The following is a 12,609-nucleotide window of genomic DNA, read 5'->3' on the forward strand; positions in this document are numbered from 1 at the left end:
GGCTCAGGCCGACGGTGCCCGGAGGCATTCGGCCTCCGATCGGCGTCCGTCCACCGTCCGGCGCAATGCCGACACGGCCGGGCGCCGTCCGTCCACCCGTCGCCACCCGCCCGCCGGCCAGCGGCATCACGCCATCTGTGCCGGGTGGGGTCAGGCCGCCGATCGGTAGTCGCCCGCCAACAGGCCCGATGCCGACACGGCCCGGCGGCGTCGCGCCGCCAATCGGCGCCGTGCCTCCGCCCAGCGGCCTCACGCCAGCGCTTCCGGGTGGTATCGCGCCGCCGATCGCAACGCTGCCACCGACCGGAGTGATGCCGACGCAGCCCGGTGGCGTCGTCCCGCCAATCGGTGCCGTGCCGCCGCCCAGCGGCCTCACGCCAGCGCTCCCGGGCGGCATTGCCCCGCCGATCGCAACGCTGCCACCGGCCGGCGCGATGCCGACGCAGCCCGGCGGCGTCGCCCCGCCAATCGGCGCCGTGCCGCCGGCCAGCGGCCTCACGCCAATGCTTCCGGGCGGTATCGCGCCGCCGATCGCAACCCTGCCACCGTCCGGCGTGATGCCGACACTGCCCGGCGGCGTCGCGCCGCCAATCGGCGCCCTGCCTCCGGCCAGCGGCCTCACGCCAGCGCTTCCGGGCGGTATCGCGCCGCCGATCGCAACCCTGCCACCGACCGGCGTGATGCCGACGCAGCCCGGCGGCGTCGCGCCACCAATCGGCGCCCTGCCGCCGGCCAGCGGCCTCACGCCGGCACTTCCGGGCGGTATCGCGCCGCCGATCGCAACGCTGCCACCGACAGGCGTGATGCCGACACTGCCCGGCGGGGTAGCTCCGCCAATCGGCGCCGTGCCTCCGGCCAGCGGCCTCACGCCGACGCTTCCAGGCGGCATTGCCCCGCCGATCGCAACCCTGCCACCGGCCGGCGTGATGCCGACACTGCCGGGCGGCGTCGCCCCGCCAATCGGCGCCCTGCCTCCGGCCAGCGGCCTCACGCCAGCGCTTCCGGGTGGTATCGCGCCGCCGATCGCAACCCTGCCACCGGCCGGCGTAATGCCGACGCAGCCCGGCGGCGTCGCGCCGCCAATCGGCGCCCTGCCTCCGGCCAGCGGCCTCACGCCGGCGCTTCCGGGCGGCATTGCCCCGCCGATCGCAACGCTGCCACCGACCGGCGTGATGCCGACGCAGCCCGGCGGCGTCGCGCCGCCAATCGGCGTCGTGCCGCCGGCCAGCGGCCTCACGCCGGAGCGTCCGGGTGGAGTGACCCCGCCGGTTGCGGCCCTGCCTCCGGCATCAGCGCGCCCCGAGCCTTCCGGCGGGGGCGGGGTGGCGGGCCGGCAAACCCGAGCCAGCGCCCGGCTTCGCGCTCCCGTGCCAGAGCAGAACTGCCTCGACCCACGCATTGCGGAACGGCTCGACCCGGCCGAGCGCGCGGGACGGACAATCTGCCGGGACGCCGAACCCACCGTAGCCCCGGACTATCGCGGCCCCAGCCCGATCGTGCCGATCACGACAGGGCGCGATCTCGGCCCTCCGTCGCAATGGAATGCCTGGACGGACACGCGCGCCATTGCCACGTCGGACCAGCGCCACGGCCTGGACGTCAAGAGTCTGCTGGGCAGTTTCGTCTTTGGCGTCGACCGCAGCATCACCGAGGACACGGTCGCCGGCCTGTCGATATCGCTGGAAGGCAGCCGGACCCGCGGCTTCGACGGCTTCATGAAGGCCCGCTCCAACGGGGTCACGGCCGGGCCCTATGTCGCGTACCGCCTGTCCCCCAACTGGGCGATCGACGCGTCCCTGACCTATGGCGCTTACGAAAACACATTGGAACTGAGTGTTCTGGAAGGCAGCTATCTCTCGCAACGTATTGCGGGTTCGGTCACGCTGCATGGACAGTACACACTGGGCGAAGTGTTTCTTCGCCCCAAGGCCGTGGTGACCTATTCCAACAATTTCAGCGATGCCTACCGGCTGTCGGGCCGTCTCCTGAACATCCCGATCAACCTGCGGATGCCGGATGCCAATTTCAACTATGGCCTGGTCCAGACAACGCTGGAAATCAGCCGGCTCGTCACGCTTTCGGAAGGCACTGCCTTCATTCCCTACTTCGAAGTCGGCGCGCAATATGAGTTCGACCGGCCAGACGGGGGCCAGATCCTGACCGGCGATCTGTCGCTGGCGACGCCCTCACGCTGGTCCTATTCGGCCCGCGGCGGCGTCCGTGCGCTGATCTCGAGCTCCGTGCAGGTCGAGGCCAGCGCCGGCTATCTGAGCTTCGGCCAGCAGGGCCTCGATGTCTGGGAAGGACGGCTCAACCTGTCCTATCGGTTCTGACCTCACTCGGCGGGGCTTGCTCCCTGGTCCCGGCGCGGTGAGCGGTCGTTGGCCAACGCGCCAACCGGCGAGCTGGCTTAGATATGCGAACTTCAGCTCGTGTACTCTCCCAAAATGGAAATGATTCCTGACGTCGTTACCCACAACTACGATCCGGCTCGCGGGCCATTTATGAACATTTGTGAGCTTCCAGAAATCGAAGCAGAGCGGATTCTTCAGGAGATCCGAAAGTCGGGCCTGCGTTCGATCAAGCTGGACTACTTGCCGCGGCGAAGGCTCACAGAAGATTGGCTGATTCGAGAACGCCGCCAAAAGCTTGGTGCAACCAAGCTGGAGCGACCGATCTATTTCTTTCTCGGTGATTTCGCGGATGGAAAGGATGCCTCGCGCTCGGCGTCGATCGTAATGCGGCTGCAAGATCTTCCTCCGGAGACACTGACGTTCACCTACCCTGACAGCATGGCAAGCCTTCCAATTGCGACTCGGGACGATCATCGAGCTCACAGAAAGCCATATCACGGGCACGTATTCACGCTCGACGAGATCAGATCCGTTGTCGCCGAATTCGGATTGCCAGATGATCGCTGGAAGACTGAGCCCGCCTTGAAGTACGGCAGGTTCATTGAGGTTCAAATCTGGGATGATCGTCCGCTCAAGGATTACCTCGCGGCGATCTGAACAACCGGAACGGGTGGAGGCCGTGTGGAAACGTCTTTCAGGGTCGTGCTCTGACGATGCGACAGGGTCTGAGGGTCAGGCTCTCATGGCCTTCATCAACGTCGCCGCGCCGAGGATGGCGATGGCCCGCTTGAGATTGTAGGCCAGCACATGGAGGCTCATCTCGGTTCCGACATTGGGGAGGTGGCGGGTCAGGAAGTGACTTCGGCCCATCCAGTCCTTGATCGTGCCGAAGACGTGCTCGACCGTGCGCCTTCGGATCCGCATGGCGTCGGGCATGCGATCGAGCCGGCGCTGCATGGCCTCGATCACCACCTCGTGCTCCCAGCGCTTGATGCGGCGCTGCTTGCCGGTGGTGCATTGGTCTTTGACCAGGCAGGCTCCGCAGCCGTCGGCCCAGTAGGTATGGAGTGTCAGATCCTTCTCGACCGATGAGAAGCGCCATGTGAGCGTCTCGCCGGCGGGACAGCGATAGGTGTCGCTCGGAGCATCGTAGGTGAAGTCCTGCTTGCCCCAGCGCCCGTCGGCTTTGGCCCCTGATGTCAGGGGCTTGGGGACGATGGCGGAGATGCCGATCTCGTCGCAGGCCAGGACCTCCTCGCCTGAGAAGTAGCCGCGATCGGCCAGCACAGTCAGCGCACCGGCTCCTGTCGCATCCTTTGCCTGACGCCCCATGCTGGCGAGCTGGCTGCGGTCGTGGCCGATGTTGGTGACCTCATGAGCCACGATCAGATGATGTTTGGCGTCGACCGCCGCCTGAACGTTGTAGCCGACGAGGCCAGTGCCCTTGCCGTTGGTGGCCATGGCGCGGGCGTCGGGATCGGTCAGCGAGACCTGACGGTCTGGCGCCACCGCGACGACGTGGTCCATCGCCTGGAGGTCACGCATCTGCTGACGCAGGCGATCAAGCCGGTCCTTGAGGCGGATGCTGCGCATCTGCGCGACGTCATCCTCCTGCCGGTCGGCCGTATCGAGCAGCGACAGATAGCGTGCGATGCTTGCCTCCACCTGCTCCATCCGGCGACGGATCGCGCCGGGCGTGAAGTTCTTGTCGCGCGTGTTGACGGCCTTGAACCGGCTGCCGTCCACGGCCACGGTGCCGCCTGCCAGAAGGCCGAGTTGGCGGCACAGCACGACGAACTGCGCGCAGGCAGCCCGGATCGCAGCCCCATTGTCACGGCGAAAGTCGGCGATGGTCTTGAAGTCGGGCGCAAGCTTGCCCGTCAGCCACATCACCTCGACGTTGCGGCCGGCCTCGCGCTCCAGCCGGCGGCTCGACTGAACCTGGTTGAGGTAGCCGTAGAGGTACAGCTTGAGAAGGGTAGCGGGGTGGTATCCAGGCCGCCCCGTCGAGGCCGGGCCGGCAAAGCCCATCGTTCCCAGATCGAGTTCGTCGATGAAGACATCCACCACCCGGACCGGATTATCTTCGCTGACGTAGTCCTCAAGACAGTCGGGCAGGAGCAGTCTCTGCAGCCGGGTCTCGCCTTCGATGTAGCGCGCCATGCAAGCCCTCGGATCGCTCCAGAAAGCCTACCAGATCAGCCCGTTTCCACACAGCCTCGGTGGTTTGCTGACATGCCGCACCGTCGAGCTAACGCCTGCTCGCGCTTCAATTGTGGACGTCCATCGATCGCGGATCAGGTAGCTCTGTCGATTGATCGCGGATACTCCAAAAACCCTCTGATATATCCATTTGAGCAGTCACCCCCCCGGTTTTGTCCAAGTTCCAGGCTTGACCCGTGTCAAATTTGGGCGCGCATATTGCGAGGACATTTTCACCAAAGTGCACCGCCCCCCTTTTCAGGCCACGGGAGCGCTACATTGGCAAAATACAGTCGCAACTTCCCCGAAAATTTGTAGAAATTCCGCAGATAGAGCGCTGCATATCTTGCTATTGTTACGCGGTTGCGCTGCAAATCACGGGCACGATCAACAAGCTGACGTTCAAGCTTGAGCCCGTACAGTGAACGACGCGAGGCCTTAGCTGACTCCGGCTTTTCTTGAACGAGTCGCGAGAACGCAAACCCAAGTGTCGTTGAGGCAATGAAAAAGGTGCTGATGTTCGCCTCAGTCGGCGAAGTTGCGACAGGGTTGGCGTTGCTGTTCGTGCCGTCGCTCGTCGCCTCGCTGCTGCTCGGCGAGGAACTGAACGGCGTCGCCCTGCCGATCGCGCGCGTGGCGGGCCTGGCCCTGATCGGGCTGGGGATCGCCTGCTGGCCCGGCCCTCCTTTGCTCGGCATGCTGGCCTACAGCACGGCCGTCGCGCTGTATCTTGCTTACCTCGGCTTTGCGGGCGGTTTGACCGGTGCCTTTCTGTGGCCAGCAGTGGTCCTTCACCTGATCCTGGCGGCGCTCTTGAGTTACTCGGTCACGCGAGAGCCACGCGATTAGAACGAGTTGCTGATCACATTTCGTGAGAGTGCCTGCGGATAGCGCGTAATCGCGCTGACATCCCAGGTCGAACGGCCGCTTCCGGCCCGTTTCGGATACCGCCATGTGCACCGAGCCGAAGCCGCCTCCCTCCCGTTCCCGGCCATGAGAGCAGCGTCCGAGATGGGTCGGGAGCAGACTCTGGCCTCGCCGGCGCCGGACATGGCAGATCGACCATCTCAAGGCTCAGGCACGGCCGAACGGATCCGTCCGGTGCCAGCCGCAGCCAGGGCAGAGCGGAACAGGCCCGCCCCTTGTGCCGACCAAGCAGCGCGGTGATTTCGGCGGAGCATGGCATTCGCCGTTTTCCCGGTCAGTGGCAACGACGCCGGCTCCCTGCCCCGCTCAAGCAACGGCCCGATGATCTACACCCCCGAAAAGATCGTCGCGCCCGTATCGGCGCTGCCGACGGCGGCGCGAAACGACGCGAACAGGTCGCGCCCGACGCCCCAATGCGAGGCTTCGAGATCGGCTTCAGCCGGCGTGCGCGCGGCCCATTCCGCGGCATCGACCAGCACGGTCAACGTGCCTGCGACCGCATCCACCCGGATCAGGTCGCCCTCGCGGATCCGCGCGATCGGCCCGCCTTCGACAGCTTCAGGCGTGACATGGATGGCGGCGGGAACCTTGCCGGAGGCGCCCGACAGCCGCCCGTCGGTGACCAGCGCCACCTTGAAACCGCGGTCCTGCAGCACGCCGAGCGGCGGCATCAGCTTGTGCAGTTCGGGCATGCCATTGGCCCGCGGCCCCTGGAAACGCACCACCGCGACGAGGTCGCCTGTGAGCTCGCCGGCCTTGAAGGCGGCCTGCAGGGCCTCCTGGCTGTGGAAGATCCGGGCCGGGGCCTCGATGACATGGCGCTCCCTGGCAATGGCCGAGGTCTTGATCACAGCCCGGCCAAGATCGCCGCTCAGAACCGTGAGCCCGCCGGTCGGCTGGAACGGGGCTCCGGCGCCGCGCAGCACCGCCTCGTCGCCGCTGCTTATCGCACCGTCGCGCCAGGTCAGCGCACCGTCGGCGCCGAGCGCGGGCTCCTGGACATAGGCGTCGAGCCCGCTGCCCCAGACCGTCTCGACGTCGCGATGCAGCAACCCTGCCCCGAGCAATTCGCGAATGACGAAGCCCATGCCGCCGGCGGCATGAAAATGGTTCACGTCGGCCTTGCCGTTTGGATAGATCCTTGTGAGCAGCGGCGTCGTCTCTGCAAGGTCGGAGAAATCATCCCAGTTCAGCTGGATGCCCGCTGCAGCCGCCATCGCGACGAGATGCATGGTGTGGTTGGTCGAGCCGCCGGTCGCATGCAGGCCGACCACGCCATTGACGAAGGCGCGCTCGTCCAGCATCCGCCCGACCGGAATATAGTCGTTGCCGAGCGCGGTGATCGCCATCGCCCGCTCGGTCGCCGCCCGGGTCAGGGCATCGCGCAGCGGCGTGTTGGGATTGACGAAGGAGGCGCCCGGCAGGTGCAGCCCCATGATCTCCATCACCATCTGGTTCGTGTTGGCGGTGCCGTAGAAGGTGCAGGTGCCGGGGCCGTGATAGGATTGCGCCTCGGCCTCGAGCAGCGCTTCGCGGCTGACCTTGCCCTCGGCGAAAAGCTGGCGCGCCTTCGCCTTGTCGTCATTGGAGAGGCCGGACGTCATCGGGCCGGCCGGAATGAACACCGCCGGCAGGTGGCCGAAGGACAGCGCGCCGATGATGAGGCCAGGCACGATCTTGTCGCAGATGCCGAGGAACACGGCCGCATCGAAGCTCTGGTGCGACAGCGCAACCGCGGTCGACAGCGCAATGACGTCGCGCGAGAACAGCGACAGCTCCATGCCGGCCTCGCCCTGGGTGATGCCGTCGCACATGGCAGGAACGCCACCGGCGACCTGGGCGACGCCGCCCGCCGCCCGCGCCGTGGCGCGGATAAGCTCGGGGAAGCGCTCATAGGGCTGATGCGCCGAAAGCATGTCGTTATAGGCGGTGACGATGGCGAGATTTGCGCCCGTGCCGGAGCGCAGCATCGCCTTGTCGCCTGGCGCGCAGGCGGCAAAGCCATGCGCTTGGTTGGCACAGCCGAGCCGCTGGCGGCGCGGCCCGGCTTCCGCGGCTGCGGCAAGCCGGTCGAGATAGCGCCGGCGTGTGTCGCGGGAGCGCCGGACGATGCGCTCCGTCACTTCGCCGAGGCGGGCATCGAGGCGGGAATCGAAGGGCGTGTCGCTGGCTTGGCCGGTCATCGGGACCTCCTGACGCAGATATCAATGGGCGACGAACACGGCATGGTCAGGGCATTCGCGCGCTCATGCATCGCCCGCCGCCAGAGCACGCCGCCAAAGCATGTTGCAAAAAGCTGGCCACGGTTTTTCGCAGCAAGCATGCTCTCGTCCACGCCGACCCGACCTTGATCGGCGCTGCTCGCGCGCTCGTCCAGCCCATTGCGAGGAGGACAGCCAACGCGGAGGACGCGCTATCGCAACCCGGGGATGCCTTTCGCGTCATTGTCGACGAATAATATGCAAGGCACTATCGACGCGCATTGCATCGGGACGACGGGCCAGGATTGATGGCCCAGCCGTGCCCGCGCGCCGGAACAGCATTCCGGGACCGAAACGAACCAAGGGGTTGACGACCAATGACGATTGGGGTGGGAGGCTCGAGCTTCGAGGCGGAACTCGCCAGGCTGAATCCGATGACGTCCGGCATCGCGCCGATCGCGGTCACCGAGTTCAAGGCCCGCATCGAGAAGGCGCAGGCGCTCCTGCGCGAACAGGGGCTGCAGGCGCTCTATCTCGATACCTCGGCCAACCTGCATTATTTCACCGGCATCCAGCTCAAGCTCACCGAGCGGCTGCATGGCGCGATCATCCCGGCCGAAGGCGACATCGTTTATCTCAGCCCGGCCTTCGAGGAGCCGAAGACGCGCGAATACATGCAGTTCGGCGAGGACGTGCGCTGCTGGGAAGAGCATGAGGACCCGACCGCGCTCGTCGTCGAGACGATCCGCAGCCTCGGCTATGAGAGCGGCACGGTCGCGCTCGACCCGCATACCCCCTTCTTCATCGCCGACGGATTGCGCAAGGCCGGCAACCGCTACAGCTTCGCGAGCGGCGGCCCGATCGCCGCGTCCTGCCGCCAGCTGAAATCGGCCGCCGAGATCGCCCTGATCCAGCGCGCCATGGACATCACCATGGAGGTTCACCGGGCTGCGGCGCGGGTGCTGCGCGTCGGCCTGACGACGACCGAGCTGGTCGAGTTCCTCGACCGCGCCCATCGCAAGCTCGGGCTGGCCTCGACCTTCGGCGCCGCGCAGTTCGGCGAAGCCACCGCCTATCCCCACGGCGTCCCCTACGCGCAGACGCTGGCAGAGGGCGACATGGTGCTCATCGACACGGGGACCCGGCTCGGCGGCTATCACTCCGACATCACCCGCACCTATGTCTTCGGTGAGCCGACAGAGCGCCAGCGCGAGATCTGGAACCTGGAGAAGCGCGCGCAGCTCGCCGGCTTCGAGGCGGCCGTGCTCGGCGCGCCCTGCGAGAATGTCGACCAGGCTGCGCGCGGCGTGATCGAGGCCGCCGGCTACGGCCCCGGCTACAAGGTGCCGGGCCTGCCCCATCGCACCGGACACGGCCTCGGCCTCGAGATCCACGAGGAGCCTTTCATGGTCAAGGGCAGCCGCACGCCGCTGGCGGCGGGGATGTGTTTCTCGGTCGAGCCGATGATGTGCATCTACGGTGAGTTCGGCGTTCGCCTCGAGGACATCGCCTATATGGCGGAAGGCGGTGCGCGCTGGTTCACGCAGCCGGCCCATAGCGTCGACGATCCCTTCGGCTACGAGGCCTGAGGGCCTCGCGGCAAAGGCAAGTCGCGGCACGCCTGTCCTGACATGGCTGCAGGCGTGTCGTCCGGCAGAATGCCGGCGCGGTTTCCGCGCGCTGTCGACGCATTGGGAGACGCCGGATGGTGAAGCTCACGGCAGCCATGATCGCCTTGCTCGGCCTTGTCGGGACAACGGCGGCGATCGCTCAATCGCGCCCGACCTACCAGGCGCTGGAGCAGCACGGCTATCGCTACGTGGCCAAGGACCAGCCCGGCTTCGTGAGCTTGGTCTGCCCCCATTGGGTGGCCCGGTTTCAGTCTAATGCATGGTCGGCTTTGCGGCCATGTCTGAGATGGATTTGGCGGAGGCATAATGGCGGCCGGTACCGGAGCCCTGTATCCGAGCGATGAGTGGGGCCGCACGGTGTTGTAGTGCTTTCGCCAGCTTTCGATGACGGCTTTTGCCTCGGCGAGGCTGTAGAAGATCTCGCCGTTGAGGAGCTCGTCGCGAAGCTTGGAGTTGAAGCTCTCGCAATAGCCGTTCTCCCAAGGCGAGCCTGGCTCGATGAAGGCCGTCTTCGCGCCGACCGCTGTGATCCACTCCCGCACCGCTTTGGCGGCGAACTCGGGACCATTGTCCGAACGAACATTCCCCGGCACGCCGCGCAGGACGAAGAGGTCCGACAAGACGTCAATGACATCGGTGGACTTGAGCTTCCGGTCTATCCGGATCGCGATGCATTCCCGGGTAAACTCGTCGATCACGTTCAACATGCGGAACTTGCGGCCATCGTGGGTGCGATCCTCCACAAAGTCGTAGGACCAGACATGGTTGGGACACTCCGGTCGTAGCCGAACGCAGGATCCATCGTTCAACCATAAGCGGCCCTTCTTCGGTTGCTTTGCAGGGACCTTGAGCCCTTCGCGCCGCCAGATCCTCTCGACACGTTTGACGTTCACGGCCCAGCCTGACGAACGCAGCATCGCTGCGATCCGGCGATAGCCATAGCGGCCATACTGGGTCGCAAGCTCGACGATGTCGGCTGTCAGCGCTGCCTCGTCGCTCCGTCCCACCGGCACCCTGCGTTGCGTAGACCGATGCTGCCCCAGGACCCGGCACGCCAGCCGCTCCGACACGCCAAACTTCATGATGGCGTGGTCGATGCAGCGTCGGCGGCGGGAGGGGCTCAGAAGTTTCCCGAGGCAGCCTCCTTGAGAATGAGCTTCTCAAGCGTCAGATCCGAGACAGCCTTCCGTAGCCGCTCGTTTTCCTTCTCCAGATCCTTGAGCCGTTTCACCTGGTCGGACTTCAGGCCGCCAAACTCCTTGCGCCAACGGTAATAGGTGAACGCCGTCACACTGATCGTTCGGATCGCTTCCGCGACTGGGCGCCCCTGGGACAACAGCACGTCGACCTGACGTAGCTTCGCGACGATCTCTTCAGGCTTATGTTTCTTCTGCGGCATCACGGGCATCCTCCAAAGGCTCGAAAGCCTACTTCAGGGAGGGCCACTTTTCAGGGGGCAGACCACGGCCGCGCCTGCCGCTGGTGCTGATCGGCACGGCATGGGCCTCGCAGAAGGCCAAGGTGATGATCCGGCCGCGCGTCGACGAAGACACGCTCGCGATGAATATCCGCCCGAGCAGAACGAACTGATGCGCTGACATCGGCGACAACCATTCAGCCCGGGCGGCCGACCCTGCAGCTGGCCGCCCAGGTTTTGCGTGGACGCGCGGATCTCAAGCGCTGAGGCCGCCCCACTCAGGACTTCTAGTCGTCACGATTGTCGGAGCATGTGTAGCCGACGAAGCACGATCTCGAATTCTGGGTCCTGACCCAGGCGGGCGTAAGATACATGTCCTCCGCACAGAACGCGGAATCCTTGACATACCGGTTGAAGATGTTGGGGCCCGAATTGAGAATGGCGGAGCCCTTCGATTGGACGAGGGCTTTCGCGTCCGCGCACTGCATTGTCCGCAGGTTTGGGCCCTCCTGCGCAAATGCCATCGTCGCAAGGAGCGATGTGCCCAGCGCAAGGGCGAGGGTCATGGCGCAGCGGCTGGCGGAGACAATTGGCTTCATGGCGGTTTGCTCCCTATCGCGTTGTGAGAAACGTCGTAGTCGCCTTCTGTGGGCGAGCGCCTGCATTGACGGGGCAATGCCGGCGCCGAAGCGTCGTGATCCGGTGCGTCTTCGGGCACCGTGCCGCAGCAGGCCGGCATGACCTGCGGTGACACTCCTAGGTTGACACCCGTTTGCGGTGTCGGGCCACTCACGCATCGGTGATGTCAGCAGTTCCCGCATGTTGCCTCCGATCGCGCAAGCGCCGTGAGGGTGACGGCGCGCCTGCCACTCCTGCTGATCGGCGCGGCATCGACCTCAAAGGTCAGGCGGCTTTGCTGCTGCCGATCGCCTGGATTTTTTCCCAGACGCACCCTGCTTCCGGAACGGCGAGGTCGAAGACTGTTTCAAACGTCTCGGCAAGATGGTCCGCGCTCGTGATGCGCTGCTCGCGCACGTCATTGGCCGTGACGCGGCGCAGTCCGTCGTTCTGCAGGGCGATATAGCCATCCGCGGTATGCCGCAGGACCGCCAGCGCATTGGTGAAGGGCGAGCCGGGATCCTGCATCAGCCAGCCGCGCGTTGCGGCCATGGCGGCCTCGTCGCTTTGCCCGGGCCGGAAATCGAAGCTCTTCGCGATGCCGCGTCGATGGTTGTTGAAGCGCAGCCAACCGCCGTCGGTCGGCACGATTGAAAAATCGAAGCCGCGCTGGCTGATCGGCCCGACGACAAGCGGCACGGGCTCGATAATGGCATCTGCCACGCCGACCTCGGCAAGATAGGGCCGGTCGAGGTCGACGCGCAGGGTCAGGTGATTCCCGATGGCGATATCGCCGAGCCTTTCGCGGTCGACACCGCCGCAAAGGCGAGTGACGCGAAAGCCAAGGGCACTGAGCGCAGCGCCGAAGAGGCCGTTCATCTCGTAACACCAGCCGCCCCGCTTGCCTTCCACCATCTTGGTGAAGGCGGATCTCGGCGTGATCGAGGACGGCCATCCCATGAAGGCGTCCAGCGCCTCCCAGGTGAAACTCATGAGATGGGCGCGGTGAAGCGTCGACAGGCCGCGGATATCGAGGGAAACCGGCTGCGTGACGCCGATCCTTGCGAGATAAGCGTCAAGCTGAGCTGTCGTCAGAGTCATTGCGTTGTCGGTTGAAGGCGCATGCGTCATCCTTCGGTCTCCTTTCCATGGATCGTTCTTGGTTTCCCAAATGCGGTGTTTCAGGCTCGTCTGTCGCCGGACCAGGCAATCCTGCGGCAGCGGGCACGCGAGGGCGACGCGCACCCGCCAGCGAGAGG

Annotated in this window: 8 protein-coding genes and 1 pseudogene; 4 read left to right on the top strand and 5 right to left on the bottom strand. The window is 65.7% G+C overall.

Annotation, left to right across the window (positions count from 1 at the left end; genetic code table 11):
* The first annotated feature begins 188 nt into the window (after positions 1-188).
* Positions 189-2,333, top strand: coding sequence for an autotransporter outer membrane beta-barrel domain-containing protein (locus BIWAKO_RS28975; protein WP_069881588.1), 2,145 nt, complete (start codon positions 189-191; stop codon positions 2,331-2,333).
* 120 nt (positions 2,334-2,453) lie between these two features.
* Positions 2,454-3,011, top strand: coding sequence for a hypothetical protein (locus BIWAKO_RS28980; RefSeq protein ID WP_141740278.1), 558 nt, complete (start codon positions 2,454-2,456; stop codon positions 3,009-3,011).
* Positions 3,012-3,086: 75 nt separating this feature from the next.
* Here BIWAKO_RS28980 and BIWAKO_RS28985 read toward each other — a convergent pair whose 3' ends face one another.
* A complete protein-coding gene (locus BIWAKO_RS28985; RefSeq protein WP_069879486.1) occupies positions 3,087-4,517 on the bottom strand; it encodes an IS1182 family transposase in 1,431 nt (476 codons plus the stop codon).
* Positions 4,518-5,057: 540 nt separating this feature from the next.
* Here BIWAKO_RS28985 and BIWAKO_RS28990 point away from each other — a divergent pair.
* Entirely contained in the window at positions 5,058-5,405 is a 348-nt protein-coding gene (locus BIWAKO_RS28990) for a hypothetical protein (protein ID WP_069881590.1), read from the top strand.
* 404 nt (positions 5,406-5,809) lie between these two features.
* Here the strand turns inward: BIWAKO_RS28990 and edd are convergent, their stop codons facing one another.
* Positions 5,810-7,666 (bottom strand): phosphogluconate dehydratase, encoded by a 1,857-nt coding sequence (gene edd / locus BIWAKO_RS28995; RefSeq protein WP_069881591.1) that lies wholly within the window; start codon positions 7,664-7,666, stop codon positions 5,810-5,812.
* Positions 7,667-8,061: 395 nt separating this feature from the next.
* Here edd and BIWAKO_RS29005 point away from each other — a divergent pair, with 395 nt between their 5' ends.
* Positions 8,062-9,273, top strand: coding sequence for a M24 family metallopeptidase (locus tag BIWAKO_RS29005; protein ID WP_069881593.1), 1,212 nt, complete (start codon positions 8,062-8,064; stop codon positions 9,271-9,273).
* Positions 9,274-9,611: 338 nt separating this feature from the next.
* Here the strand turns inward: BIWAKO_RS29005 and BIWAKO_RS29010 are convergent.
* From BIWAKO_RS29010 to BIWAKO_RS29025, 3 genes and pseudogenes are all read right to left on the bottom strand, one after another.
* Positions 9,612-10,714: pseudogene (locus tag BIWAKO_RS29010) on the bottom strand (IS3 family transposase); the annotation flags it as partial.
* A gap of 28 nt (positions 10,715-10,742) precedes the next feature.
* Positions 10,743-10,916, bottom strand: coding sequence for a hypothetical protein (locus BIWAKO_RS36530; protein WP_210185098.1), 174 nt, complete (start codon positions 10,914-10,916; stop codon positions 10,743-10,745).
* Between the two features lie 719 nt (positions 10,917-11,635).
* The gene (locus BIWAKO_RS29025) at positions 11,636-12,481 is read right to left on the bottom strand and encodes an arylamine N-acetyltransferase family protein (RefSeq protein ID WP_069881594.1); all 846 of its coding nucleotides are present in this window, start codon (positions 12,479-12,481) and stop codon (positions 11,636-11,638) included.
* Between the last annotated feature and the right edge of the window lie 128 nt (positions 12,482-12,609).

Source organism: Bosea sp. BIWAKO-01 (genome assembly GCF_001748145.1).
Lineage (GTDB): Bacteria > Pseudomonadota > Alphaproteobacteria > Rhizobiales > Beijerinckiaceae > Allobosea.